The following is a 23,671-nucleotide window of genomic DNA, read 5'->3' on the forward strand; positions in this document are numbered from 1 at the left end:
GCTGAAAGTTTCCTGCAAGGCGGGCATAAAAAAACCACCTTGGGAGGTGGTTTTCAGACATGTCACTGTCAGCTCAGTCGCCGTAATACTCGCAGCCACTGGTGCAGGTCTCATGGATACGCACCTTGCTCAGTTCTGGCAGCAACGGCTTGACCTGGTCCCAGATCCATTTGGCAATCACTTCGCTGGTCGGGTTCTCCAGGCCAGGGATGTCATTGAGGTAGTTGTGGTCTAGCTGCTCGTACAGCGGCTTGAAAATCGCCTTGATCTCCGAGAAGTCGCGAATCCAGCCGGTATGCGGATCCAGCTGGCCGGTCAGGTGCAAGGCAACCTTGAAGGAGTGGCCGTGCAGGCGCCCGCATTTGTGCCCGGCGGGCACATTCGGCAAGCGGTGGGCCGATTCGAAGGTGAACTCTTTGAAAATTTCCACTGGTGAACCTGTAATGCTGGTGGGGTAAGGGCTTGAGCGGAATTGTCTGATTCGATGTACTGCTCAATGTACTGATTGGTCGTCGCTGGGCTCAAAAGAGGTCATCCATTGAGAGATGTCCGACTGCCGCCAGGCGACCGAGTTGGGTCCTATTCTAACCTGTTTTGGGAAGGTGCCTTCCCGGATTCTGCGATACACGGTGTTCCGGCCGATGCCGGTCACGTGCAGCACCTCATCGAGGCGCAGGAAGCGATCAATGTTTTCTGCGTGGCGCATATGTGGTCTCCACGCCGCCGGTGGCGGCACGTGTCAAAAAATTGCGTAATCGCACCGCTTTCTGGGTGCGTTGTGGGAATGGCCTTGAGCTGCTGGGCAGGGCTTTCCTGACCCCGCAGGCGTGCTTTCATAGGGAAAACCGAGCACGAAGGAACGGCTTCCCATGAGAGCGTTGAATGCGATAACCCGGGCGTTTGTGCTGCTGGCCGTGATGGATCTGCTGCTGATGGCCTGGGTGCTCACAGACGCGCACAGCATTGCGCTGCAGCGCGGGTTCGATTGCGTGATGATCGCGCTCGCTGTGGCGGTCGTAGCTGACCTGGTGCGGTTCCGGAGGCTTGCGCGAGAGTAAGGTCGGGCCGGGGCGGCAGGTTGGTGGTCAGGCCAGAAGCACGTCGCGCACGACTTCCCATAGGCGGGCGGCGGGCCATTGGTAGCGATCAAAGTCTGTGTCCGGCTGCACGCCGTAGCGGCAGGTGGAATGAGCGCCGGCCGGGTACTCGCCGCGCTTCTGCATGACGGTGGCCACACGGCCGTCACCGCCTGGTTCTGTCCGGTGATACTCATAGGCCCTGGTGGTGTACACATCGCCGGCGGCAATAGTGCAGGTCGAGTGGTGCACCATGTTGGCCTTACCGTCTGGTGTCCATGGTCTTCCGCCGCCGGCTTGACGCGCACCCTCATGCAGGTAGAGAACGAATTCGCCTTCATCATCCAGCCTGCGCATGTCGTAGCAGTGATTGATCTGCTTCCCGACTAAGATCCGCGACGCGAAGTTGAAGCGGTGGTCGTGAATTGCCGAGTGCTCGAAGCAGGCCCGGCGGGGCAGCTCTGGGTGCCACACGTGCAGGCGCTGGCCGCCCTGTAGCTGAACCTGAACGAAGCCCAGGCCGTGGAGCGTGATTTTGTCCGTCATCATGTCGTCGATGATCATGGCAATAGCTCTCCATGCCCGCGCATGTCGGCGGGCTTGAGTTGTATGTAGGGGGAGATGGGTTAGGCCGCTAGCCGGCCCTGGAACTGCTTCAGCTTGTTGTACATGCCTGCTACCACCCTTGGCTCCAGACTGACGCTGCCAAGCAGGATCGCCATGGCTTTCTCTTTGGCTGCGACCCAGGCGCCATGGGCTTCAGCTTCGGTATCGAAATACCCAAGCGCCATGTTCCGATCACCGATCTTGCATTGGGCTACGTATCTGCCGGTTGATTTTCGGTAGCTTGCGCCAACCAGGCCGTGGCCGCTTCGGCTCGTCTTGTTCCAGAACATATTCACGTTCCTCGGCACGAAGCAGCATGTGTCAGGGGAGTAGAGCGTGCCGTCGCCGAGAATGTCTTTGTCGAGCTCGTTCCCTCTCCAGGGTTGCTGCTCCATCCATGATCTGAAGGTCATGAAGTGCCTCCACTCTTCACAGATCGTGGTTCCGGCATAGGCTGGAAACCTTCCGCCGTGGCATCTCTCGACCATGCGGCCCCATGCCCGGTAGTAAGGGCAGTCGATCCTGGTCGTCCCCTTCAGCGCTCCTCCAGTTGGATTCGGAATGCTTATCTGGATCTGGTAATCGGCGTCGTTCACTCCCCAGCCACAGACCAATTTGTTCATCTCGGAGCCCTCCAGATCAGGTAGGCCATATAGGCGAGGGCGATCATGGCTTCCACCTCTTGCCCACGCGGTAAACCATCATCATGTTGTGATGAAGCGGAACTTTGAGGACGTGGTCGAAGAACTCGCCCTTTCCAGAGATGAACCCGGTAGGCACCTTGGTTCCCCCGGCGCCGAATTCACGCCAGCATTCTTCGCCGCCGTTCTTTTCCCAGTAGGCGCGCTCGCGCTTTGGGATCTCATCGTAGGTTTTTTCGAACACGGAGATATCAGGGATATCACAGATCCTGCGCCATGCGGGATTGCGCTTGCACCATTCAGCAGCATGCTGAGAGGCTTGATCGACAGAGTAGAATTCCTTGGGACTTTGTTCGGTCATGACATCAGATCCTTCGGCACCTGGACTGTCCAGTCGGTGATTTTGGTTATGACGGCTCTGCAGATGGCGCCGGTGGCCAGCAGCAGGAGGCAGAGGGCGAGGCGGGTCATGATGGTTCGTTTCCTTCACGCATGGCGCGCAGCTTGTCGCGCTTGATAATGTCGGTGCACTCCTGCAACCCGTGGCAGCATTGATCTGGCATGCCTTCGTTGAAGGTGTAACAACAGTCCGCGCAAACCCATGGGCATTCGCCACGAGCAGCGCGATCAGTCCAGTCGCGCGTGGCCTGGTCCAGCGCACTGATGTACTCCGGCAGTTTGTTTGCGGGCATCTCCGTTACAGCAATCTCGAAGTCGCTCATTACTCGCTCACCTTTTCGAAGTGAAAGACGACCTCGGCACCAGTCTCGGCGATCAAGCCGTAGGCCTTGGCCAGGCGGTAGATGGGGTGGTACTGGTTGAGGCTGTTGACGTGGCCGGCGAGCCAGCGGCGCCAGTCCTCTAGCTGCATGCGGTTTTTGCTCAGGTTGCACGGGACGCAGGCCGGCATCATGTTGGCCAGGTTGTGATTGCCTGGCCGCAGGACTGGGACTGTCTTCGCGGCTTCGCCCCAGTTGCGGACGACAGGCTCGAAGTGGTCGGCGTGCCAGCGGTCGCCCAGGGCATTGCCGCAGTAGGCGCACAGTCCGTCGTACTTCAGGCGGACCTGCTCACGCTCAGCTTTCTTCAGGCGCACGGGTGCTCCTTGGCCGCCATATCGCGGCAGTGAATAGAGGGGAGAGGGGTTATCGCTTGAGGTAGGTTTTTGTCAGGTCGCCGTTGACCGAATGGCCCCGGCGCAGGATCAGGTTCGCCAGCGCTGCGCGGTCTTTCTGGCTGTGGCTGGCCTGGCTGAGCAGGCCGAAGACATCAGGCGCTTTTCCATGTGGATCCTTTCAAGGCGCTCCAGATGGTCGCCTGCGTGACGCCGAATTCCCTTGCCAGTGCGCAAGAGCTGTTCACGCGGCAGCGCGGCCTGTATCGGGATCGAATCTCCGCTACCTGCACCTCGCTTAGCTTCGACATCCCATGCTTCGAGCCGGACGCTGTATCTCGCCTGCTTCGTGCCACCATTTCCTGAATGTTCTTGCGATGGGTTCCGGGCGAAAGATGAGATGGCTCAATGCATCCAGGCGTGTCGCAAGAGTGAAGGATCTCCATGCCATCTGGTATTTCGCCAATGTTCAGCTCATAGCTGACACGATGCGCGCCGCGATTCTTGCCTTCGTGCCAAACATACCCATAACCACCGGCGTTAACGCCACCTCGCCAAATAAGGCATTCGCCCACCCGCTCGGATCGATTCAGCATTGATTCTATGGTGGCCATAGCGTCACGCCTCGATGAGCGAGTCGATCGGCACGCTGCGGACGGGGCGGACACGGAGCTCGCTGAGCTTGCCGTTGTAGCCCTGACAGCCATCACCGAAGTACATGCTGAATGCGTTGTAGGCGGAGCGCTGCGAACTGCTCCAGTACGCCCCCTCGGTGATCAGCCCGTGTACCCAGGCCTGGTAGAGCTGGGATGCGGCCGGAAGGTCGAAGTCGGCATGGTCGTCAGCGCGGTATGCCCGGGCTGCTTCAGCAGCAGGATGGCCGCCCTCTGCTATCAGGATGTCAGTATTGGCCTTGCCGTCGTGCCGACTGGTAGCTTTCGACTCAGTATTGCGGCCGCCCCACTCGTGCTCGCCAACATCGCTGTCGGCGAAGATCAGGTAGTGCGCTGGCACGTCACCGATGGCCGGCACGAAGCCTCCGTTGATGCCGCCCTGGCCCGGCCAAGGCTGGCCGACTGGCGGCACAGCGATGTTGCTCGGGGCGTTGGCGGACGACAGGCCGGCCAGAGCGCTAACCAGGGCAAGTTCGGCGAGCTTCGGGCGGGCCACCTTGAAGTGCAGACCGTTGTGTTCAAGCTTTACCATTTCAGATTTCATGAGCATCTCTCAGGAATGAGCAGCCCTACCTGGGCGGCATATGGGTAATTGAAGTTTTGGTTCAGCCGTTGCCGAGCAACAACAGGCCGGTGTCATCGGGGTCATCGCCCAGGCGGATGTCTGATGCACGAAGCTCACGCTGCACTCGCCACTCATAGAGAGTTCGCGCCACGGAATTGCTGATGACGAAATCGTGGCGCGGAGGCAGCGACAGCAATGTGAGGGCCTGAATCGGCCCCAGAGCATGGGCACGCTCAATCAGCAGGCGGACTACGAAGCTTCGGTCGGTGGCGTTGATCCACCCGCCCATTTCGTCGACCTGATGGACGGTGCCGCGCCTGGCCATCAGCCTGATCTCGGTGCGCTCTGCCTTGATGTGCTGGTCGCTCTCAATCTCGAGTTGCGCCCCAGCGGCGAAGAAGGTGAATTTCTCCCGGCCCAGCTTGTGCGCATGGTAGATCAGGAGGGTGAGCGCTTCGCTGCTCTCGACCATTTCGCCCCACAGCATCAGGTCAGCGAGCTGTGCGGCGTGTGCGGCAGTGGCCTTGATTCTCAAGTCCTGCTCGCCCAGGCGCTCCTGTTTCTCTCGGCGCCTCAGGTCGCGCTCTTTCGGCGTCATCGCCATACGGCACCCCCTTTAAACCGCTGGGCGGCAAGTGAACGTGCAACTGCCGGCGGCGCTGCTGCACTCGGTTGTTGATGCGCCTCATTGGGCCGCCTGGAATTTGATATCGAACTCTTTCTGGATGGTCGAGATCAGCGCCCTGCTGACACCCAGTGCCTCGGCGGTATCAGTTCTGTTCATGCCCTGGTCTTCGGCGCAGTACCGCACGAACCCTGAAAGCGCTTCCCGGCGCCGGCGGCATTCTTCGTGCTCGCGGGCCTTGGCCGACTGAAAGCCGATGCCGTACTTTTCAGAGAGCTTGAACAGCTGCTTCCTGGATAACCCGGTGGCCTCCATCACTTCGGCCTGCGTCATGGTTTTCGACATTTCGCGGATTTCCGCGATTCGCCTGGCTTCTGCCGCGCGCTTCTTCTGGGCCTCCGACTTGATGGAAAAGATCTGATCGGAGCCAGCTGCCTTGGGCGGGCGGGGCTTGTAGTTGAACCCCTGGAGCTCGACCACCCGGCCGCCAGATGCGAAGAAGGCATGCTTAGCTGCCTCCAGTTCTGCCTGGCGCTGGGCGCCGGCGATGATTTGGTTGTCGGTCATGCTGCCACCTGAGTCAGGGTTACCCCCGCCATGTTGAAGTTTGAACCCTTGGCAGCGACGATCGCGTCGAGTGCCTGCCAGTTGACGGTAAGCACATCGATTGGCACCTGGCCGTTGGCTACGGCCTTCACCAAGGCTTCGAAGTCTTTGACCTCGGCCTGATAGGCGAGTGGTTTTGAAGCAGTTGGTGCTGCCGGCTTCGCTGCTGGCTTGGGTTGGGTCGGTACCGAGGCAACTGGATTAGAGGCTTGCCCTGTTGCCGGCGCGGCAGCAGGCGCCTCAGTTGCTTTGGCTTCTGCCTCAAGGCGTGCTGTCTCGGCGCGCTGTTCTTGCTCCAGGCGCTCGCGCTCTTCCTTGCGGATTTTCTCGCGCTGAGCTTCGGCCTTCTGATCCTCGGCCTGCTGGTGCTCGCTGATGCGTACCTTGATCAGCGCGACCAGGTCTTCGTTATCCTTGAGCACCAATTGCTGGGCATCGTTGAACAGGAAAGCATGGTCCTTCGCCAAAGTGCGCAGGCTCTCCAGGTTGGTGCGGATACCATCGCCGATCTGGCTGGCTTCGATCTTGGCCCGGGCCAGTTCAGAGTCGGCAGCATCGCGCAGACTGCTGATGGTCTTCTTGCCCTTGATGGCGCCTGCAAAATCAGCTGGTACAGCCGGCAAGCGAACCTTGCCTCCAAACGACTCATTGATCTTGTCGATGTGAACCTGCAGCGCTTTGGCAGCGGTGATCACGATCTCATCGCGAATGGCGACCTTGCGCGCCTTGACCAGCTTATCCAGCTCCAGGCGCTTCAGTCGCACCTGAGCGCTGATGTCTTCGATGGTCTTGAACAAGACGTCGATGCTTTCGGTTTGGCTCAGAGCGTGCTGCTTGGCAGCTTCAAGGCGACTTTCTACGTCGCCGCACCACTTGACCGTTTTCTCGGCGTCAGCAAAGTGCTGGTCGGTCTGCAGATCAGTGTTGATGCCTTCAATGACGGCCAGCGAGTGAGCTTTGAACTGTTCCAAGTTGCTGGCAGTAACCATGCCGGTAACTTCGATGCGCAGCGCTGGTAGCGTTTCAGGGGTGTTGCCAACGACCTCGGCCACAGCCGCGACCGGCTCGAAAGAGGCGAGGTCAGCTTCAAACTGCTTCCAGCCCTCGGCCAGTTGCGCGGCCCGGCCAGCGACCGGGAAGTACTCCAGCGAAACGAAGTTGGCTTCAGTGCCGTCGGAGCAAACGAAGATCGTTTTCTCGGCACCGCTGACCAGCAGTTGCTGTTCGAGCTGCCAGTAGTAATGCGGCTCCAATTCACCGGCGCGTACCTGGGCAACCAAGGACTCGTTCCAAAGCTTATGCTCGAACAGAGTCTCGCCAAGCATGGTCATGCCGTCCATGGAGGCGAGCAAGTTGCCTTCAGTGCCAACCACCGGGAACAGATCCTCTCCAATCATGCGCTCGACGATTGGCCGTGCCATTGCCTCGGTCTCGTGGCCTTTGTCGAAGATGCGCTGCTGTGACGACGTCACTTCAGGAGTGATGCCGGTCTTCTTCAGCTTCAGCAGATCAGTGCGAGTCTGGTACTTCGAGGCGCCCATCATGGCCGGCGCCTCTGAGGCGGTGAAGTGTTGAGCGCGGAGGGCGTGCCATTCGGCTGAGCCCTGGGTGACGTTATGGATCTTCATGCGGCTTCCCCTTCGATAGGCTTCAGCTGGTTGATGGCGTCAATCTGTTGTTGAGTGAGTGCATACTTACTGCCGATGGTGGCGATCAGGTGCTCAGCCGAAGACTTGCCAGCCTCGATCGCAGCTCGCCATTTCGGTAGGTTCTCGGTCAGCTTCTCGTCTGGATATCCAGGCAGAGCTTCGGGTGCGTCAATCTTCGGAACGCTCGAAAGATTCGCTACTTGTTCGCGATCTTTCGGCATGTCTTGCAGTTCTTCGGCGACTGGCATGCCGCGCAACACGTCAGGGAATACGTCGCGCAGAGCAAAAGCCCGGGCGCGCATCTGGCGCATCCGCTTTGGGTGCTGAGTCCATGGCCCGGCCTTACCAACCAGGCCGGCTGTCTTGGCGTCCTCCATGCTGTAGATGCGCACCTGCTCGTTCTCGCCGCGGCGCTTTACCCGGCAAGTCGCGGTGTGGCCGTCGTCTTCCTCATACACGTACTCGCAAAGTGGCGAGCCGCGCACCAGGGCGATCACTGCGTCACCCCAGAGTGCCGGGCGGCCGTTGATGACTGCGATGTTCTGCATGGCCTGCAATGGCTGAAGGCCCAGCTCCAACCCCCACTGAATAGCCACCAGGATGTTGCCTGGATTGCCCAGGAACTCTTTCGGCACGATGGTCGATTGGGCCAGGATGTTGGCGAATTCCATCGCTTCAGTAAGCGATGAAGGGGTGAGGCTGAAGCTTTGCTTTACGGTCAAATCGGACATGCGAATCTCCCGCGCCATCCCTGCGGTGGGCGCTGATGAAAAGACTATTGGGTGAGCGGGACCGCCAGCATTACCGCTGTGCAGGCGGTCAGGATCAGGAAGGAGGATCGCCAGATGGCGAGGCGTCGGGCGTACTGCAGGCTTGTCATGCTGCGTCAGCCTTGGCCTGCTCGTACCGATCGATAGCCTGGTCAGCAGCGACCTCTTCGGCTAGGGCCCGGCCATACTCATTGGCCCACGGCCGAATCAGGGCTTCAGCCACGTCATGCAGGGCAGTAGGGTGGCCCGCTTTGGAGGGGCCGACCGCCTCGCAGGCAAGGTCGTGTACCTTGCGGTGGATGCCACGCCCGTCGGCGATGACCTCGCAGATCATCCGCTCGATCGGGTACTCCCGATTGTCGGTCAGCAGCGGCGCGATGTGCTCCTGTGCGCCCAAGTGCTCCGCGAGGGCCTCGTACAGCGACTGGGGAGTTACCAGCGAGACCTCTTTGCCAAATGGGCGAGGCGCCGTGACGCTCTCGCCGCAGATCAGCTTGTTGATCGAGTCGTGCAGCCAGTTCGGGCCTTCCGGCGTTTCGAGGAAGTTGCTCATGACCTTGTCTCCGTCTCCAGCCGGCGCGCCAATGCACAGGCCTCGTTGTGATCACGGCGGAATCCAACGACCCTGCCGCTGGAACTGTCCACTACGTGGAAGAAGTCCCGGCCCGCAGGCTTTACCTGGAGTCGGAACAGGATCACCGGCATCACCCGGCCAACCTTCTCGTAGAACTCGGCAGTGGCAATCACAGAGCGCTCCTTGAGCACGGAAAGAATGTCGCGCCGGGTTTGAATGCTTGGGTGCATGGTCGCCTCCAGGTGGTTGGTTACTCGGTGGGTGGGGAAGACAGCATTCCCATCACATGCTCGAAGTCGTAGTCGAGGTCCTGGCAGAACTGTCGGGCGACCTCTTCGGTAACCTGCTTTTCGCCAGCGCACGTGTCGCACACGCCGCCATTCTTGACCTTGTGGCGCTCGTCATGGCCGCAGCATGGGCAGCCGATGCGTCCGATGTCGTGAAAACCTAGCGCGCCTATCAGGCCGTGATCTGGGTTGTGGCAAGTCTCCTTGCCGTCGCCGCCGCAGTCGGGGCAGGTGACCATGAGTGGTGGTGCGCTCATCGCGAAAACCTCGGTAGCCAACCGCATTGGCCAGGGGCCAGGCGCGGGCGACCAAACCCACCGTGAAAGGTGGCCTGGCGCCTGCCAATGCGGTCGAAATTTAGGGGAGTGGTGCAGGCGCCCGGCGCCGCCCGGGCTGCTTCTGGTCTAACTCGTCCTGAGTTCCGGAATCGCCTGCAAAAGCGTGATGAGCTGCGCTCATCGAATGAATGAATTACTGAATGGGCAATCTGCGGACGGGGCGGACACGGAGCTCGTCGTTCTTGACGCCGTAGTCCTGATAGCCATCACCGAAGTACATGTCGAATGCGAAGTAGGCGGAGCGCTGCGAACTCGACCACACCCAGTGCCAGTCTTGGTCGCCCAGGTTCAACCACGCTTCGTACAGCTCGGCAGCGGCCGGCAGGTAGAAGTCGCTGTGTCCGTCGGCGATGTGCGCGGCGGCAGCCTTGGCAGCCGGATAGTCATCACCTTCGCCGATCAGGTTCTTGGTGTTAGCCAGGCCATCGATCAGGCTAGTAGCCGACGACTCTTCGCCGTACGGACCCCACTCGAAGCGGCCCAGCTCTTCGCCAAGGATCAGGTGGTAGGCCTCTTGGCTGTTGCGCGCCGGCATGATCCCGGCGTAGATGCCGCCCTGGCCTGGCCAGATCTGGCCGATAGCAGGCGGGGTGAGCTGCTGCTGTGCGTTCATTGAGTTGTTCCTGTGTCGGGTTGATTTCCCGGATGCCCCTCGCAAGAAGGGCATCGAGGAAATCTGCCGCGACCCGCTACTGGCGTCGGTCGCTGGCTCAAATCTCGTTGTTCCTCCAGCCGCGGGCCTTTCGGCATTTCGTCCCGCTGGATAACTGTTCTCGGCGCTTTACGCTGCACGCCCGGGGCAGTTGCCACCCCTCTGGACTGTTGAGGCCAGTCCATCGCTGCCTTTGAATCTGGGCCGGTGTCGATCCGGCAAGGTGTGTCGCTAAAGAGCGGGCCCGGTTGAGGGCCTCCCGAGGGGCTTTGGAGCGCCTCGATGGAATGAACGATAAGCCAATGCCTAATAATTGTAAATAGGTAATGCCTAACTTTTTCGAGAGTGCCTAATCCGCCTTCCGGGCTTGCATCGTTCGATAGCTCGGGTAAGCTCTGCCTAATACTGGATGAATGTACAGTTAGCGGAGGAAGGTATGGCCAAGCAGAAGAAGTCGACTCCACAAGCGCGCCAAGAAATGACAGCCCTCGAGCGGCTGGGCCTGCGGGTCTCGTCGATGATCAATCACCCGATCGCGCAATCGCAGCGCTGGGTGACGATCCATCGCTTGGATACGGACGGAGACATGGAGTGGGAGGAGGTGATGGGGCTGCTGGCCGAGACGCCGGAGCTGGACCTGACGTTCAACGACGACGAGAGCGTGACGGTCCGCTGGGAGGAACAGAGCGCCGAGGATCGAGACGACTTGGTCGTGGAGAAGGGTTGGGAGGAGGAGAGGGTAGAGGAGGAGGCACCTTTTTGACGAGCATGAAAAAGCCCGCCGAGGCGGGCTGGTTCTAATTGTTCTCGCGCCAATCTTTAGCTAATCGAGCAAGATAGCGCATGGCAGATCTATCCCTAGCCTTGGTATGCGCGTCAGGCCAGAACATCGCAAGGATCAGATAACGATTCTCATAAAGCTCACCCGGAACGTAAACCAGCGCTGCGTCATCGCCAGGCCGGCCAAATTTGCAGACCCTGTCATGCTGAGGCACGCCTTTCGGAAAGGAGTTGGGCGGGATCCTGATATGGATGTGCATTAGGCATGACTGGAGTGCCAAAGGTGGTTGCGTGTAGGGCACGTCGCGACCAAAAATCGACGGTATGACCAGGCGATTTGATTCCATATACGTACGGAATTCGCTCAGCAGCAGATCTGAAAGCCTTGGGTGTTTCTCGTCTATGGGAGAGAAAAACTCACCAAACGTCCCTGGATGGAAAGATACCTCTACCGTCATCGAGTGCCTTAGGCCAGCTGGCCGAGTCTACGTGTCGTGTGCTCAGCCAGGTCGCGCAGACCGGTACGGCTCAGATCGCTCTGGAATTCTTCAGGCTTGACGAAGAACTGTTGATAGATGCTGTCAATCGTAGTCATCCTAGTGCGAACCTTCGCGATCGCCCTGCGCAATGCGATGTGATCGGGTTGCAGTGGAGGAGGCACATCAGCCAAACGAAGATTTTCTTCAAGCTGCCTAACAGCCTGAAGGAGCTCGATATTTTTGAGATACTTGGTATCGTCCAGCGAGCTCGACTTCATGACTGCAGCTACGCTTTGAGAGTAGACCGAATCAAGCTCAGCCCAGCCTTGTGTTAGCTCGGAGATAGCTCCGCGCAGGTTGGATAAGCTGACTGGGTTGGCACAGGATTCACGCACTGCGCGTGAGTCTTCTTGATGCGAGATGGTCGAGTAGTCACCTACCAAGGCGAGAGCGGCGACTATAAGGGCCGGTGCTGCCGCTTTGATTGACATGAAAGCCTCCATTTGAAAACTCGATGGCGAAATTCGCCAAATCGGACCGTGATTATCGGCTCCGTAGAGAAATAGTCAATCCACCTCGCGCCACGAAATCGTAAAACCGATAAACGTGGCGCGCAGGATCACTATAGTAAAGACGGACAGGGTAGGCGTAGGTTCAGGTCATTTGGTTCGAATGTAGCGGATCAAACCAGATGAGCGTTCCAGACCAGCAGCACCCGGGCCTGGATGTAGGTCATGTCCCGGCGGATCAGCCGATCCTTGTGCCGCGGGTTGTCAGAAATCATCTCGAAGTGCTCCTCATCAGCCACCTGCAGCCGCTTGATGTAGAGCAGGTCATCCCAGACGAAGAGGTACACCCCATCGCCCACGAAGTCGCGGACGTTGATATTCACGATCAGCGGGTCGCGATGCTTGATGGTGGGCTCCATCGACTGCCCCCAGCCGGTGACCACTTTCAGGTGGTGGTGCTCTTCGAACTCAACGCCGATTTCCCGCAGGTGACTCGGGCTAACGCGAATGTCCTTGAGCATCTCGGGGTAATCGTGCGGGATCTGGCCGCCACCCATTGCTGCGCGAATATCGTAGTGGGCTATCCGAACCTCGTCGCCGACCAGTCCAGGCCGGGAGAAATCCGCTGTAATCACATTTCCCTCATCGGTCGCTTCGGCGGCTGCGATCAACTGCGCGCGCGCCGAATCCGACAAGTTCTTGCCTTGTTTGGCGAGCATGGCGCGAACCATATCGGCAGCTGAGGTTGGCGCCGGCTCTGCAGCAGGCTCAGAAGTGACGTCCTGGATGCTCTCGTAGGAGAAGCCAGGGCGAAGCCCCCAGTGTTCAGGGCCAACCACGTCAGAAAAGTAAGCGATCACGTCCATCAGCTTGGACTTGTCGATCCGGCCGTTTTTCACCCAGCCCTGCACCGACGGAGGCTTCACCTGGAAGTCGTCTGCGAGCTGTTTCTTGGATACGCCCTTGGCGATCCGCGCAGCATCAATGGCTGCACCTAGTTCTGGTCCGGTAAGCATTGCCTAATTAGGCCTATCGCCAGCGCGGTTAGGCAATGGCTTGTGCGAAATAAGGTAATGCCTTATATTCATCGGTAAATCTCCAGGAGAGAACTCATGAAATCAGCAGAAGCAGCCAAAGAAGCATCCCGCGTGCTGGGCAGCCAGGCGGAATTGGCGCGCCGGCTGAATGTTGCGGCACCCACCGTCAATCAATGGTGTTCAGGAGAGCGCACGGTCCCAGCCAAGCGCGCATTACAGATTGAGGCGCTTACGAATGGCGTCGTGAATCGTGCCGATCTGTGCCCTTCGTTCCCATGGGGCCAGATCGACAGCAACCCGACCCACGCGCTTTCCGCCGCTTAACCACTTTCAACCACAAAGGAACCCACCGTGTCGTACTTCGACCCCGACCACCTGCACAACAAGCCCACCAAGGTTCGCTTGGATGAGGCTGCCGACGATCTGCTGTCGGCGATGGCTCGCTTCAAGCGCACGCAGAAGGCAGTTCTCGCCAGGGAAATTCTGGAGCGCGGTCTCGACCAGATGATGCAAGAGCTTAACGCGAACACTGACGCGGCCTGAAGTGGCCGAGGAGGCCCTGTGCCAGAAAGCAAAGAGCTGGGAATCCAGCTCGACGGGAAGGGCAATTCAGATCTGGAGTTTCTTGCCAGGCAGAAGGGCTTAACCCCTGAGCAACTGGCGGCACGAATCATCAACGAGGCTCTCGACCGGATGACGAGAACAGAGCCCGGCCGAAGCAATGTTCGGTCGTTTCGAAAGGGCTGATAAGCCCCTGAGGGACTCATGAGGAACTGCCGTTGAAAACACCAACACCCAAACCGCAGACGCAAAAAAGCCGGTGGCTAGACCGGCTTCTTGTACTGCATTCGTAACGCTTGTGCGAGGTCATCATATATGCACCAGACCATCCAAAGCAATACCGTGGCCCTCGCGCCACGAAATGCGAACCACGATTTCGTGGCGCGCACAGTAAACCTGTTCAATTTCGAGGGGTTCGACGTTCGTGTCGTGCTCGTTGATGGTGAGCCCTGGTTCTCTGCCCGCGATGTTGCTGAAGGTCTCGGCTATTCCAATCCACAAAAAGCCGTGCGCGACCACTGCAAAAGCCCGCGCCCGGTGGGGGTGAACGATTCGTTCACCCTTGGCCCTTCGGCAAACATCATCCCCGAGCGTGACGTATACCGGCTGGTAATGCGCTCGAAGATGCCTCAAGCCGAACGCTTTGAGGAGTGGGTGGTGAGCGAAGTGCTGCCCAGCATTCGCAAAACGGGTGGCTATACCGCCCCCGCCCAGCCCTCCGACCTCAGCAAGCTGGAAATCCTCCAGATGGCGCTGGAGTCGGAGAAGGCCCGCGTTCTGCTGACCGTCGAAGTGAAGGCCCAGGCCACCAAGATTGAGCACCTCGAAAACCTGTTCAAGGAAGGCATGACCGCCACCCAGTTCTGCAAGGGCCTCAATGGGGTCAACGTCATGCAGATCGGGCACTACCTGGAAGGCCGCAGCTGGCTCTACAACGAGAGCAAGTCCGGAACCCGCTGGCGCGTCGGCTCGTACGCCCGCGACAAGTACATGACCGAGCATCAGCAGGAGATCACCCCGCACGGCAGGGAGCCCTTCATCAGCTTCACGCCGATCCTGCTGCGCAAGGGCGCCGTGCGTCTGTACGACCTGTACCTTGCCGGCGATCTGCCCATGAAGAAGAACTGGGACGGCTTGCACACCCACGACAAGGCCGTGCGAGGTGCAGCATGAACCCAGAAGACCGCGATCGCATCCAGCAGCTTTTTGACGATCAGCGTTCCCAGACTATGACCAACTTGATTCGCGCTCACAAGGCTGAGGACGATGCGCGAATCTTCCGCACGCTCGCGCTGACAGGGTGGTTCATCGTGATCGGCCTGGCCCTTCAGTGGGGTATGTCGTCATGAGCATCATCCGCGCGCCTCGCCCTGAGGCCAATTTCTACATGCTCAACAAGTCGATCAGCGAGGACGGTCGCCTGAGCTGGGCTGCCCGTGGCCTGCTGGTCTTCCTGTTGGGCAAGCCGGACCACTGGGCTGTGTCTGTAACCCACCTGCGCAACGAGACTGCCAAGTCGTCGAAACCTACCGGGCGTGACGGTGTGTACGGCCTTCTGCAAGAGCTGATCGCCGCTGGCTACGTTGAACGCCGCCAGGATCGTGGGGAGTCCGGTTTGTTGGGTGAAACCCACTACGTCGTGTCGGAAACACCGCTTCCGGCTTTGCCGTATCCGGTTGAACCGCTTCCGGCTCAGCCGTATCCGGCAAATCCGACACTAGTAAGTATTGATGGTGAGCAAGGACTGAAAAAGCGAGTAAGGACTGAAAAACCTTCGCCCGCGAAGGTCGCGGGTTTCGATCCGATTCAGGTTTGCCCGGCCAACGTCAGTCCTGATACCTGGGCCGACTGGTGCCAGCACCGCAAAGAGATCCGCAAGCCGCTGACGGCCACCACCTGCGCCAAGCAGGCAAAGACTCTGGCCGGCCACCACGCGCCTGACGCCGTGATCAACCAGTCGATCAGCAACGGCTGGACCGGCCTGTTCCCGGAGAAGGTGCTGCCGGGTGCACAGCAACGCGGTACCCGCTCCAACGAACCCGACTTCAACGACTCGACCTGGGCCGAAGGGCTGATGGTGCGCACATGAGATCAGCCAACCAACTGATGACGTCAATGAACAACCGGCCACCAGAGCTGCATGGCGGCCCCGTTGTGGTCTCCCTGGAGACCGCTGAGGTGGTCAACGGCCTGTTCAGGCGTCTACGGGGCATCTTCCCTGCTTGGCGCCAAGCCTGGCCCTCCACAGAGGCTCTGGCGGCCGCCAAGGAAGAGTGGATCAAGGAGTTCGCCGCCCAAGGCATCCGCACCATCGAGCAGATCGAGTTCGGAATCGAGAAGTGCCGAAAGCTCAAGAAGCCTTTCGCGCCGAGCGTGGGCGAGTTCATCGCCATGTGCCAGCCGACTCCTGAGGACTTCGGTATGCCGGCGCCGGCCGCTGCCTGGGTCGAGGCCCTGCTGGGCGTCTACAGCCACGAGGGCGTGAAGATCGCCGCCGTGGCCACCGGCCTGTTCGACCTGCGCGCCGCACAGCAGAACGACAAGGGCCTGCTGGCGCGCTTCGACCGGGCCTACGACATCGTGCTGCGCCGGGCGAAGGAAGGCCAGCCCCTGGACGGCAAGATCGCCACCGGCATCGGCCACGACAGCCAGAAGAGCCTGATCGAGCTGGCAGATGAGTACGCACGCCAACGCCAGGCCCGGTTGCTCGAAGTCCAGCAAATTCCCAGTGGTGCTGCCGCATGCCGGGCACACCTGCTGGCCAAGTTGAACATCAAGCGCGCCGGGCAGCCGGCCGGGGAGGGGGTGTGAGCCTATTCCAGTGTGAAGAGTGCGGTTGCCGCGACAACACCGCTACCAGTGGCTACTGGTTCCGCAATGACGCGGGGAACCCATGCCAAGGCCGCAAGCTGTGCGCGGCCTGCGACCCAAGCATCGGCAAGTGGCATGGCGTGTTCACGCGTGAATACCTGCCCAAGGGTGAGTTCTTCACCAACCGCCAGGGGAATCTTGAGCACAAGACCACCGGCAAGCTGTGCCACGAGTACCTGGCCAAGGAGAAGCACTGATGGACACCAACAAGATGCGCGAGCAGTTCGAAGAATTCATGCGCCGCAAGCCGAAGCGCATGCGTGGCGCTTATCTCCGAGCATTTGAGGCTGGCTGGAAGTCCTCCCGCGAGGCCGTGGTGGTGGAGCTGCCAGGCGCGGAGGGTTACGGATTCAGCGAAGATGCCGCCCAGGCCATGCGCGATGAATGCGCTAATGCCATCGAGGCCCAGGGCCTGAAGGTGGCGCCATGACCATCGACAAAGCAAAGCTGAAGGCGCTGGCCGAGGCCGCCAACGCAGTGACCGGCGCCGCGAATGTTGAAATCACAATCTGCAGTGAGGCTGGGCCGAATCAGGCAGAAATCGACGCGGTGACGACATTTGCGGGCGTCTCCACGCCGGCTGCTGTCCTGGCCCTGCTCGCGGAGATTGATCGCATTAAGGCTCGGCTATGCGTGTGCCGTGACTGCGCAGGACGGGGCGAGATCTACTCCGGTCGCGACTCGTACCAAGGTCACCACCAGCCGCCAGAGCCGGACATGGACGTGTGCGGGACTTGTGGAGGGGATGGCGTTCTTGGCCCTCTGGAGGACTTTGAAGCGCTAGCAGCCGACCGAGACCAGCTCAAGGCCGAGAACGAGGCACTGCGCAAGGATGCCGAGCGATATCGCGCGATCCGTGACGATATTCCTCACATCGATTTGGGCAGGGCGATCCTCGATGTTCAGTCGGCAGCCGAATACGACTCCGCTGTAGACGCCGCCATGGGCAAGGGGGAGCAGCCATGACTCGCGCACAGATCGCATTTTTTGTCTGCTCGCTCTATGCGGTGATAGGCGTTCTTGTTGGCGGCGGCATGCGCCCAATGCTGATGCTGGTGGTTATCACGTGCGGGCCACTGGCTCTGCATTGGCTGACCAACCCAGTGGCGAAGGGGGTGGGTCATGGCTGAGCTAGCCCTTGTCCGCACCGCCCAAGGCCTTGTCCCGGCTACCGAGGCCGACCGTGAAGTCACCCAGAAGTGGAAGCTGGGCCAGGTCGTCCACGGCAAATTCACCCGCATGCGCAACGCCAAGTTCCACGGCAAGTTCTTCGCCATGCTTGATCTGGCTTGGGACTACTGGGAGCCTGTGGGTGGCCTGGTGCCTCGGCAGGAGCTTCGCGGCATCCGCGGGCTGGCCAAGTACTTCGAGGAGTGCAGCGGCAAGCCAGGGCAGCTCTCAGTCGCTGTAGATTCCTACATCGCCCAGCTCGAAGCCGATCGCGCCCAGCGCTTCCCTGCAGTCGACAAGAGCCGTGAAGCGTTCCGCGAGTGGGTGACCATCGAGGCCGGCCATTTCCACCTGGTGCGCACACCCGAAGGGGTCCGCAAGGAAGCCAAGTCGATCAGTTGGGCGGCAATGGATGACACGGCCTTCGAGCCGCTGTACCGCGACGTGTTCAACGCCTGCTGGCGCCTGGTGCTGTCGGCTCACTTCGAAACAGAGCAGGCCGCCCTGGCTGCTGCTGACCAGATCGGGAGCTTTGCATGACGCGCGTAGCCCTCAAGGAAGTGAAGCAGAAGACCTGCAAGGCCTGCGGGGGGAAGTTCCGGCCGAGCTTCAACAGCACGCAGGTGGTGTGCAGTCCGAAGTGCGCACTTGCCCATGCCCCGGCCAACCAGCAGAAGGCCCGCAAGGCCATCGACCAGCGCGAGCGCCGCGAGGTCAAGGTGCGCAAGGAGAAGCTCAAGAGCCGCGGCGACTACATGCGCGAGGCGCAGCAGGCGTTCAACGCCTGGGTTCGCCTGCGTGACGCCGATCAGCCGTGCATCAGCTGCGGGCGGCATCACCAAGGCAAATATGACGCTGGCCACTATCGCACGACCGCTGCCTGTCCTGAGCTTCGCTTCGATCCGCTCAACGTGCACAAGCAGTGCTCGCCCTGCAACACGCAGCTGTCGGGAAACATCGTGGAATACCGCCTGGAGCTGATCCGCCGCATTGGCCAAGAACGGGTCGATTGGATCGAAGGGCCTCATGAGGCCAAGCGCTACACCATCGAAGACTTGAAGGCCATCAAGGCCCTGTACAGGCAGAAGCTCAAAGACCTGAGGAGGGCAGCGGCATGACCGAACAAATCAAGTTGGCACCTTGCCCATTCTGCGAAGGCCCCCCCTGCATTTCGGCTTTTGACTTCGTCACTAACTCGCCCGTGGCGATCGACAGGCCGCAGACAGAGCATTTCGACGAGGACTACTCGGCGCACGTTTGGTGCCATGACTGCGGTGCGCAGGGGCCAAACATCGATTCGTGCTCCCTGAGCACCTTCGAGCACATTTTCGACCTTACCGTACTTGATGTTATGCGCATTGCTGCCGAGCGCTGGAATGATCGCCACGCCAAGGCTCGGAGCCTGTATGACGCAGGCGATAACGAGCGGCTGAACCTTTTCCCGCGCAATGACGAGCCTGAGGAGACAGCATGAACTGGACCATCACCGATACGGCCTGCATCTTCCTGCTGGCCATGGCAATCGCTTCGACCTGGTGCCTTGGGCGCGGCCAGTTGATCGCAATGAAGCGCAAGCGCGAGGAGGGTGCCCGATGAAACTGAACAGCGCACGCCAGGCATGGCACGACTGCCTCTACACGGCTTGGGATAGCCAGGGTGCATTCATCGAGCAACTGGGCCTGCTGGGAGCAATGGTGCAGACCACCGACAAGCAGCGCAGTGCGAGCCACGCGGTGCACCAGGCGCTTGCCGGGCGAGTGCAGTCGGCGATCGGCAAGCTGCACAGCCAGGTCCGCTCCTTTGGCAACTTCATGTACAACCCGCGCCTGGATGACGACACCCGAGAGACAGCAGAGGAAGTGATCTTCAGCCTGGTGCAGAGCAAGTCGCCGCGCATGACCGCCGCCAAGCGCGAAAAGCTCGAGTACGTGGTGAAGGGAGTCATGACCCGGTACCGCTACATGCACCAGGGCGGCCAGTCGGCCAACGATGACCCCCTGGCGTCGCCGGAAGGTTTCAGGGCCTGGCTGGATGCTCACTACGGGGTAAGACTGGAATCAGCCAACTGGGAGCGCGACTGGGGTGGGTTCGTGCGGCTGGCGTTCGACTGCTGTGAGGATGTGGATCGGATGGCGCTCGGACCAGTTGCGGCCGTAATTTACGAAATGAAGAGTGCCGCTTGAGGGCCTATTGCGTTCCCGTGCGGCTGGTGATACCGTATCGCCACTGTTAGAGTTTTGCCTTTGGCAAATTACTCTTAAGATTCAACATAGCCCCGCCGTCGTGCTGGGCTTTTCGTTTATGCGGCTTGCAAGCAGCACGACACAGACGAACCCCGACCTACAAATCGGGGTTTTTTGTTATTGAGGGGCTCACTCTCACGTCTGAGATACCGAGCTCCTTCGCCAGCTGAATGTGATCCAGAGCTGAGGTGCGAGGCAGATCGACGCGCAATACCTGGTCCTCATAGGACATGTGGAGCGTGATGAGTGCGAGCAAAGCATCATCGAGCGATAGGGTGTCAGTTGATGCCTCGCAGCACCACCATCGCTCCTTTCCCCTCAGGAAATAGTCAATTCTAAATCTCATCACGATTCCTATCATGTCGGTCTGGGCTGCAGTCTAGGCAATGCCGAGGATCTTGGCTGTGTCGGCCGTCCCGTTTTATGCAGATGACACGCCCAGGCAGCTGGGCTAAGTCGGTAGTGGCATTGATCAAAGCCGTGCGCTCCCTGATCGGTTACGCGATGAGAGGCTGGGGTACGTGACCCAGCGATCCAGCCCATCAAGCCGGGTAAGCACCGGCCCTCTGCACCCTTGAAATCAAGCCCCGAGTTGCCCACACATTTCACTGAGCGCAGAATGCAGCTTTGAGTGAAGGAGCGTTCAGCATGGTGTTGCGTGGCATGGCGCAGATGCATTTCGATGACTTGGCTGAGAGGTTCCAAGATCTGGTTCGCACTTTCGGTGGCTCTGAACCGGTAGAGTTCGTATGGGTTGTGTTCTACCAAGGTCGGGTGTTTGGCGCTTATCCGCTCGCAGAGCAGGCCCTTGTGAAGATCACCGAAATTGAGCACTGCATCAGCGTTGATGAAGTTCCCGCCCCGCAAGCGTAAAGCTTTATCTGCGTTGAGCTTTTGCGGTTCACCGGTGACCCGCGTCTCCAGCTGACGTAGCGGATACAGCGATTACATGGCAGTATGGCTATCCGAACTGCACATGCTCGTGGCAACACGGGTCGGCAAGGCGGTTCGGGATGCCCGGTCGAAAGGCCGGGTTTTTTTATTGAAGCCTCGGCATTTGCCGGGGCTTTTTCGTTTCCGGAGTTAAGAATGGACCCAACCGACCTCGGCCCAGGCACAGCTACCTGGCTGGGCGGCACGGGCACCGTATTGCTGGGTGGCTTCCTCTGGCTGCGTAAGTTCCTCTCAAAGGATGCCGCTGACCGCGCCATGGACAATGCCGACATAGGCACCGTCCGCCGGCTGAATGAGCTGCTCGACTCGGAGCGCGAGGCCCGCAAGCTTGCCGAGGCCCGCGCTGACCAGTTCGCCAAGGAGCGCAATGACCTGGCCGCAACAGTCGGCCGCATGGAAGGGAAAATCGAAGCCCTGACCAGTCAGGTCGCCAACCTCACAGAGCGGGTGACGCTGCAAAGCGACGAGATCGCCCGCCTGCGCATCAAGCTGGGAGGTACAACCTGATGGACAAGTGCGCAATCCAGTTCATGGCTCGCCATTGGTGGCGCAGGGTCGAGGTGTGGTTCATCGCGATGCTGCTGGTCACCGGCGGGGTGTTCTTCGGCTTCCAGCTCGGGCAGTGGGCGCTGGCAGATTCCTACCGCCAGCAGGTCGCCGAGATCCGTGCCGCCTACGACGAGGCCACACTGCAGCGTGACCATCGCCTGGATGAGCTGACCCGGAAGACCAGCACGGCAGCCGAGAAGGCAACCAAGGCGGCGACTACCGCGACCAAGGCAGCCGACAAGGCTGATGAGGCCCTCAATCGGGTATCGCCGTAACCTCGCCGTTCTGACCATTCCTGCGAGCGCGGCACTCGGTCACGGCGAGCATGATCGCTGCAGTCAATCCCGGCATGAGGAAGGTGAATAGGATCGTGAGATCCCAGCTCATTGCCGCGCTGCATGGGAAGGCCCAGAAAGTGGCGACAATGACTGACGCGATAACTCGCCAGTCACGTGGGTGCCTGGGCTTGCTCGCCATTGCGGCTGCATAGGATTTCCAGCACCCCCATAGGCTCGGTACAGAGATGGCGATTATCGTCACTGGCAAGGCAATCTTATCCGTATAGACGATGGCTATGACCAAATAGATTAGTCCCCATATGAAGATCAGTGTCACAGGAGCGATTCCTACGATCGCACCGAGCGTGAGGGCAATACGAATCTTGGTTAGCTTGGTCATCCCGATCCCTGTGGGGTAATTCATTCGCGGATAGGATAAGTCCACCGCGCCACAAAATCGAAATGCGCCGTTTCGTGGCGCGATGCTGACTGACAGATCAGGCGCCTATCTTTTAACCCCTGTCGAAAATGGAGATCGCCAGCCTTTCTCCTGCACGACAGCTTGTTCTAGTTGGTGTATTCGATAATCAAGCCGCATGACCAGCAGTGGATCGGTGCTGCCTGGGTGATCGTGCAGCATGCTAGAAAGCCGCTTGAGTTGGTCGATCAGCTCTAGATGCTTTTTGGCGAGATCCTTTTTTCCTTCCATAGCGTCCTTCTCCATTAGGCCTTGCAAACAGCATAGAGAATCATCCATGGATAACCAGCACAAGAAGATCACCGGCTACCGCGACCTCACCCAGAGCGAGATCGACGGCATGAATTCGATCAAGGCTCTGGAGGCCGACGCCGGTGAGCTGTTCAAGCAGGTCGGGCAGATTGAGGGTGTCGACCCACGGCTACTGGCCCTGGCCAAGACCAACCTGCAGCAGGGCTTCATGTGGTTCGTGCGCTCGATCGCCAACCCCGCTGACCCGTTCGCCTGAGAGCCCGTCATGACCACTATTGCCGACAAGGACGGCGTTATCGCCTGCGACACTCGCCAGGTGCGGGGTGGCGCAATCGTTTCTGATGATTGTTCGAAGTGCCAGGTGGTGGATGGGGTCAGCTTCTTTCTGGCTGGTGCTGTGTGCGACGAGAAGGCCCTGATTGCGGCCTACTTCGGCACCCCCTCGGCGGTCCCGGTCGAATGTTCAGGCTATGCCGTCGATGGCGGCAGGCTGCTCATGGTCGGCTACGACGACAAGACGGGCATCTGGAAGCAGGAACTCGACCCAGCCAACCCTGACGCCATTGGCAGTGGCTCAGCCTATGCCCTGGCTGCAATGGATATGGGTGCAAGCGCAGAGGATGCGGTCAGGGCCGCGATGAAGCGGGATATCTACACCGGCGGCAGGGTTCGGACTATGAGGGTTGAACAGCATGGAAAGGCCAGTTCCACCGGCTGATCTCCTTGAGCTGACCGAGCTGTCTATGCTCGGTGCCCGGATTCAGCCGGCCCCCGAGGTTGGCGAATGGGTTCAGGCTGCGATTCTCAGTGAGGGTGGCGAGCTGCACAACCCTGACCATGCCCACCTGATCGACGCGCCGCTTCGCTTCCTGTGGGCTTCAGCCTGCTTCGAGAAACAAGGTCGGACGGTAGTTGGCCAGGCCGAGGCGGTGATGTTCCGCGCTGGCGGATGGCAGAAGGCCCGACAAGAGCAACAGATGATCGATTGGTTCGGTGAGGTGCCGGGCTTCGTCATCACCCTGGCTGCTGATTACTGCTCACAGTGCTCCGACACCGAGTTCTGCGCCCTCATCGAGCACGAGCTTTACCACATTGCCCAGAAGCTCGATCAGTACGGTGCTCCTAAGTTCACCCAGGACGGACTGCCAAGCCTGACGCTCCGCGGACACGATGTGGAGGAATTCGTCGGTGTGGTCCGCCGCTACGGCGCCAGCGAAGACGTTCAGCAGCTGATCGACGCTGCAAGCCGGCCGCCTGAGGTGGCCAAGATCAACATTTCGAGGGCCTGCGGAACCTGCCTACTAAAGTCGGCCTGATTTTTGACAGGTTTTGA

General features: G+C 59.8%; 45 protein-coding genes and 1 pseudogene. 23 read left to right on the forward strand and 23 right to left on the reverse strand.

The genetic code is table 11. From position 1 onward, the window contains the following. Window positions 1-73 precede the first annotated feature (73 nt). Window positions 74-430, reverse strand: a complete 357-nt coding sequence (gene queD / locus FW760_RS00005; RefSeq protein WP_043861143.1) for a 6-carboxytetrahydropterin synthase QueD — start codon at window positions 428-430, stop codon at window positions 74-76. Window positions 431-493: 63 nt separating this feature from the next. Beyond that, window positions 494-706: a helix-turn-helix transcriptional regulator gene (locus tag FW760_RS00010; RefSeq protein WP_058540512.1), complete on the reverse strand. Its 213-nt coding sequence runs from the start codon at window positions 704-706 to the stop codon at window positions 494-496. Window positions 707-869: 163 nt separating this feature from the next. Between FW760_RS00010 and FW760_RS00015 the strand changes: the two genes are divergently transcribed. Next, a complete protein-coding gene (locus FW760_RS00015; protein ID WP_446443433.1) occupies window positions 870-1,058 on the forward strand; it encodes a hypothetical protein in 189 nt (62 codons plus the stop codon). Window positions 1,059-1,085: 27 nt separating this feature from the next. Here FW760_RS00015 and FW760_RS00020 read toward each other — a convergent pair whose 3' ends face one another. The 16 genes and pseudogenes from FW760_RS00020 to FW760_RS00095 form a co-directional block, all read right to left on the reverse strand. Next, entirely contained in the window at window positions 1,086-1,640 is a 555-nt protein-coding gene (locus tag FW760_RS00020; protein ID WP_446443434.1) for a hypothetical protein, read from the reverse strand. Between the two features lie 62 nt (window positions 1,641-1,702). Continuing rightward, the gene (locus FW760_RS00025) at window positions 1,703-2,305 is read right to left on the reverse strand and encodes a hypothetical protein (protein WP_446443435.1); all 603 of its coding nucleotides are present in this window, start codon (window positions 2,303-2,305) and stop codon (window positions 1,703-1,705) included. Window positions 2,306-2,348: 43 nt separating this feature from the next. After that, entirely contained in the window at window positions 2,349-2,684 is a 336-nt protein-coding gene (locus FW760_RS00030; RefSeq protein WP_104572736.1) for a hypothetical protein, read from the reverse strand. A 106-nt stretch (window positions 2,685-2,790) separates the two neighbouring features. Continuing rightward, complete coding sequence (locus FW760_RS00035; protein ID WP_446443436.1) at window positions 2,791-3,045, reverse strand: hypothetical protein; 255 nt, start codon at window positions 3,043-3,045, stop codon at window positions 2,791-2,793. Then, window positions 3,045-3,419: an HNH endonuclease gene (locus FW760_RS00040; RefSeq protein WP_446443437.1), complete on the reverse strand. Its 375-nt coding sequence runs from the start codon at window positions 3,417-3,419 to the stop codon at window positions 3,045-3,047. Before FW760_RS00040 ends, FW760_RS00035 begins: the two co-directional genes overlap by 1 nt. A 49-nt stretch (window positions 3,420-3,468) precedes the next feature. After that, window positions 3,469-3,600 (reverse strand): annotated as a pseudogene (locus tag FW760_RS00045) (reverse transcriptase); the annotation flags it as partial. Further along, on the reverse strand, window positions 3,593-4,144 hold the full coding sequence (locus FW760_RS00050) for an HNH endonuclease (RefSeq protein ID WP_446443438.1): 552 nt from the start codon (window positions 4,142-4,144) through the stop codon (window positions 3,593-3,595). The pseudogene FW760_RS00045 and the gene FW760_RS00050, both read right to left, overlap by 8 nt. Then, the gene (locus FW760_RS00055) at window positions 4,056-4,655 is read right to left on the reverse strand and encodes a DUF1566 domain-containing protein (RefSeq protein WP_446443439.1); all 600 of its coding nucleotides are present in this window, start codon (window positions 4,653-4,655) and stop codon (window positions 4,056-4,058) included. Before FW760_RS00055 ends, FW760_RS00050 begins: the two co-directional genes overlap by 89 nt. A gap of 61 nt (window positions 4,656-4,716) precedes the next feature. Then, entirely contained in the window at window positions 4,717-5,280 is a 564-nt protein-coding gene (locus FW760_RS00060) for a hypothetical protein (protein ID WP_446443440.1), read from the reverse strand. An 81-nt stretch (window positions 5,281-5,361) separates the two neighbouring features. Further along, complete coding sequence (locus tag FW760_RS00065; protein WP_446443441.1) at window positions 5,362-5,868, reverse strand: hypothetical protein; 507 nt, start codon at window positions 5,866-5,868, stop codon at window positions 5,362-5,364. Further along, window positions 5,865-7,535 (reverse strand): YqaJ viral recombinase family protein, encoded by a 1,671-nt coding sequence (locus tag FW760_RS00070; protein WP_446443442.1) that lies wholly within the window; start codon window positions 7,533-7,535, stop codon window positions 5,865-5,867. Before FW760_RS00070 ends, FW760_RS00065 begins: the two co-directional genes overlap by 4 nt. Then, window positions 7,532-8,287 carry a recombinase RecT gene (locus FW760_RS00075; protein WP_446443443.1) on the reverse strand — a complete coding sequence of 252 codons (756 nt, stop codon included), beginning with the start codon at window positions 8,285-8,287 and terminating at the stop codon, window positions 7,532-7,534. Before FW760_RS00075 ends, FW760_RS00070 begins: the two co-directional genes overlap by 4 nt. A gap of 145 nt (window positions 8,288-8,432) precedes the next feature. Next, a complete protein-coding gene (locus tag FW760_RS00080; protein WP_446443444.1) occupies window positions 8,433-8,879 on the reverse strand; it encodes a hypothetical protein in 447 nt (148 codons plus the stop codon). After that, window positions 8,876-9,130 carry a hypothetical protein gene (locus tag FW760_RS00085; protein ID WP_210014844.1) on the reverse strand — a complete coding sequence of 85 codons (255 nt, stop codon included), beginning with the start codon at window positions 9,128-9,130 and terminating at the stop codon, window positions 8,876-8,878. Before FW760_RS00085 ends, FW760_RS00080 begins: the two co-directional genes overlap by 4 nt. Before the next feature lie 20 nt (window positions 9,131-9,150). After that, complete coding sequence (locus FW760_RS00090; protein WP_446443445.1) at window positions 9,151-9,444, reverse strand: hypothetical protein; 294 nt, start codon at window positions 9,442-9,444, stop codon at window positions 9,151-9,153. Between the two features lie 214 nt (window positions 9,445-9,658). Further along, window positions 9,659-10,138 carry a DUF1566 domain-containing protein gene (locus FW760_RS00095; RefSeq protein WP_446443446.1) on the reverse strand — a complete coding sequence of 160 codons (480 nt, stop codon included), beginning with the start codon at window positions 10,136-10,138 and terminating at the stop codon, window positions 9,659-9,661. Window positions 10,139-10,613: 475 nt separating this feature from the next. Between FW760_RS00095 and FW760_RS00100 the strand changes: the two genes are divergently transcribed. Continuing rightward, the gene (locus tag FW760_RS00100) at window positions 10,614-10,940 is read left to right on the forward strand and encodes a DUF1654 domain-containing protein (RefSeq protein WP_054915239.1); all 327 of its coding nucleotides are present in this window, start codon (window positions 10,614-10,616) and stop codon (window positions 10,938-10,940) included. A gap of 34 nt (window positions 10,941-10,974) precedes the next feature. Here the strand turns inward: FW760_RS00100 and FW760_RS00105 are convergent, their stop codons facing one another. The 3 genes from FW760_RS00105 to FW760_RS00115 form a co-directional block, all read right to left on the reverse strand. Further along, entirely contained in the window at window positions 10,975-11,415 is a 441-nt protein-coding gene (locus tag FW760_RS00105; protein ID WP_446443447.1) for a type II toxin-antitoxin system YafO family toxin, read from the reverse strand. Window positions 11,416-11,423: 8 nt separating this feature from the next. After that, a complete protein-coding gene (locus tag FW760_RS00110) occupies window positions 11,424-11,927 on the reverse strand; it encodes a hypothetical protein (RefSeq protein ID WP_156326219.1) in 504 nt (167 codons plus the stop codon). A gap of 191 nt (window positions 11,928-12,118) precedes the next feature. Beyond that, complete coding sequence (locus FW760_RS00115; protein ID WP_446443448.1) at window positions 12,119-12,961, reverse strand: S24 family peptidase; 843 nt, start codon at window positions 12,959-12,961, stop codon at window positions 12,119-12,121. A 96-nt stretch (window positions 12,962-13,057) separates the two neighbouring features. Between FW760_RS00115 and FW760_RS00120 the strand changes: the two genes are divergently transcribed. The 18 genes from FW760_RS00120 (at window position 13,058) to FW760_RS00205 (ending at window position 21,605) form a co-directional block, all read left to right on the forward strand. Then, a complete protein-coding gene (locus FW760_RS00120) occupies window positions 13,058-13,306 on the forward strand; it encodes a transcriptional regulator (protein WP_210015055.1) in 249 nt (82 codons plus the stop codon). A gap of 27 nt (window positions 13,307-13,333) precedes the next feature. Then, window positions 13,334-13,525: a hypothetical protein gene (locus FW760_RS00125; protein ID WP_024718054.1), complete on the forward strand. Its 192-nt coding sequence runs from the start codon at window positions 13,334-13,336 to the stop codon at window positions 13,523-13,525. A gap of 333 nt (window positions 13,526-13,858) precedes the next feature. Beyond that, window positions 13,859-14,716, forward strand: coding sequence for a BRO-N domain-containing protein (locus FW760_RS00130; protein ID WP_446443449.1), 858 nt, complete (start codon window positions 13,859-13,861; stop codon window positions 14,714-14,716). Continuing rightward, on the forward strand, window positions 14,713-14,892 hold the full coding sequence (locus FW760_RS00135) for a hypothetical protein (RefSeq protein ID WP_446443450.1): 180 nt from the start codon (window positions 14,713-14,715) through the stop codon (window positions 14,890-14,892). The genes FW760_RS00130 and FW760_RS00135 overlap by 4 nt, the downstream gene beginning before the upstream one ends. Beyond that, complete coding sequence (locus FW760_RS00140; protein WP_446443451.1) at window positions 14,889-15,632, forward strand: hypothetical protein; 744 nt, start codon at window positions 14,889-14,891, stop codon at window positions 15,630-15,632. Before FW760_RS00135 ends, FW760_RS00140 begins: the two co-directional genes overlap by 4 nt. Then, window positions 15,629-16,354: a replication protein P gene (locus FW760_RS00145; RefSeq protein WP_446443452.1), complete on the forward strand. Its 726-nt coding sequence runs from the start codon at window positions 15,629-15,631 to the stop codon at window positions 16,352-16,354. Before FW760_RS00140 ends, FW760_RS00145 begins: the two co-directional genes overlap by 4 nt. Next, window positions 16,351-16,611 (forward strand): hypothetical protein, encoded by a 261-nt coding sequence (locus tag FW760_RS00150; RefSeq protein WP_392513888.1) that lies wholly within the window; start codon window positions 16,351-16,353, stop codon window positions 16,609-16,611. The genes FW760_RS00145 and FW760_RS00150 overlap by 4 nt, the downstream gene beginning before the upstream one ends. Beyond that, window positions 16,611-16,844, forward strand: a complete 234-nt coding sequence (locus FW760_RS00155) for a hypothetical protein (protein ID WP_196932282.1) — start codon at window positions 16,611-16,613, stop codon at window positions 16,842-16,844. The genes FW760_RS00150 and FW760_RS00155 overlap by 1 nt, the downstream gene beginning before the upstream one ends. Then, a complete protein-coding gene (locus FW760_RS00160; RefSeq protein ID WP_446443453.1) occupies window positions 16,841-17,380 on the forward strand; it encodes a hypothetical protein in 540 nt (179 codons plus the stop codon). The genes FW760_RS00155 and FW760_RS00160 overlap by 4 nt, the downstream gene beginning before the upstream one ends. Then, complete coding sequence (locus FW760_RS00165) at window positions 17,377-17,544, forward strand: hypothetical protein (RefSeq protein ID WP_446443454.1); 168 nt, start codon at window positions 17,377-17,379, stop codon at window positions 17,542-17,544. Before FW760_RS00160 ends, FW760_RS00165 begins: the two co-directional genes overlap by 4 nt. Beyond that, on the forward strand, window positions 17,537-18,124 hold the full coding sequence (locus tag FW760_RS00170; protein ID WP_446443455.1) for a DUF1367 family protein: 588 nt from the start codon (window positions 17,537-17,539) through the stop codon (window positions 18,122-18,124). Before FW760_RS00165 ends, FW760_RS00170 begins: the two co-directional genes overlap by 8 nt. Further along, a complete protein-coding gene (locus tag FW760_RS00175) occupies window positions 18,121-18,702 on the forward strand; it encodes a recombination protein NinG (RefSeq protein WP_446443456.1) in 582 nt (193 codons plus the stop codon). Before FW760_RS00170 ends, FW760_RS00175 begins: the two co-directional genes overlap by 4 nt. Then, window positions 18,699-19,058 carry a Lar family restriction alleviation protein gene (locus FW760_RS00180; protein WP_054915227.1) on the forward strand — a complete coding sequence of 120 codons (360 nt, stop codon included), beginning with the start codon at window positions 18,699-18,701 and terminating at the stop codon, window positions 19,056-19,058. Before FW760_RS00175 ends, FW760_RS00180 begins: the two co-directional genes overlap by 4 nt. Continuing rightward, window positions 19,055-19,180 carry a hypothetical protein gene (locus tag FW760_RS00185; RefSeq protein ID WP_256213412.1) on the forward strand — a complete coding sequence of 42 codons (126 nt, stop codon included), beginning with the start codon at window positions 19,055-19,057 and terminating at the stop codon, window positions 19,178-19,180. Before FW760_RS00180 ends, FW760_RS00185 begins: the two co-directional genes overlap by 4 nt. After that, complete coding sequence (locus tag FW760_RS00190) at window positions 19,177-19,767, forward strand: hypothetical protein (protein WP_054915226.1); 591 nt, start codon at window positions 19,177-19,179, stop codon at window positions 19,765-19,767. Before FW760_RS00185 ends, FW760_RS00190 begins: the two co-directional genes overlap by 4 nt. Before the next feature lie 708 nt (window positions 19,768-20,475). Next, a complete protein-coding gene (locus FW760_RS00195) occupies window positions 20,476-20,700 on the forward strand; it encodes a hypothetical protein (RefSeq protein WP_054915224.1) in 225 nt (74 codons plus the stop codon). A 216-nt stretch (window positions 20,701-20,916) separates the two neighbouring features. Further along, on the forward strand, window positions 20,917-21,288 hold the full coding sequence (locus FW760_RS00200; RefSeq protein WP_054915223.1) for a hypothetical protein: 372 nt from the start codon (window positions 20,917-20,919) through the stop codon (window positions 21,286-21,288). Then, a complete protein-coding gene (locus FW760_RS00205; protein ID WP_054915222.1) occupies window positions 21,288-21,605 on the forward strand; it encodes a hypothetical protein in 318 nt (105 codons plus the stop codon). Before FW760_RS00200 ends, FW760_RS00205 begins: the two co-directional genes overlap by 1 nt. On the opposite strand, the gene FW760_RS00210 is transcribed toward FW760_RS00205, so the two are convergent. Further along, entirely contained in the window at window positions 21,586-22,008 is a 423-nt protein-coding gene (locus FW760_RS00210) for a hypothetical protein (protein WP_123752616.1), read from the reverse strand. The two genes, FW760_RS00205 and FW760_RS00210, sit on opposite strands and share 20 nt — an antisense overlap. Before the next feature lie 105 nt (window positions 22,009-22,113). Beyond that, window positions 22,114-22,317 carry a hypothetical protein gene (locus FW760_RS00215; protein ID WP_143516634.1) on the reverse strand — a complete coding sequence of 68 codons (204 nt, stop codon included), beginning with the start codon at window positions 22,315-22,317 and terminating at the stop codon, window positions 22,114-22,116. A gap of 46 nt (window positions 22,318-22,363) precedes the next feature. Here FW760_RS00215 and FW760_RS00220 point away from each other — a divergent pair, with 46 nt between their 5' ends. Genes FW760_RS00220 through FW760_RS00230 form a run of 3 tightly spaced genes read left to right on the forward strand, consistent with a single transcriptional unit; the run spans window position 22,364 to window position 23,654 of the window. Next, window positions 22,364-22,594 carry an Acb2/Tad1 domain-containing protein gene (locus tag FW760_RS00220; RefSeq protein ID WP_236171582.1) on the forward strand — a complete coding sequence of 77 codons (231 nt, stop codon included), beginning with the start codon at window positions 22,364-22,366 and terminating at the stop codon, window positions 22,592-22,594. 9 nt (window positions 22,595-22,603) lie between these two features. Then, window positions 22,604-23,056: a proteasome subunit beta gene (locus tag FW760_RS00225; protein WP_236171584.1), complete on the forward strand. Its 453-nt coding sequence runs from the start codon at window positions 22,604-22,606 to the stop codon at window positions 23,054-23,056. Then, entirely contained in the window at window positions 23,031-23,654 is a 624-nt protein-coding gene (locus tag FW760_RS00230) for a putative metallopeptidase (RefSeq protein WP_176516942.1), read from the forward strand. Before FW760_RS00225 ends, FW760_RS00230 begins: the two co-directional genes overlap by 26 nt. Window positions 23,655-23,671 lie beyond the last annotated feature (17 nt).

It is taken from the genome of Pseudomonas sp. 1176_21 (genome assembly GCF_052850635.1).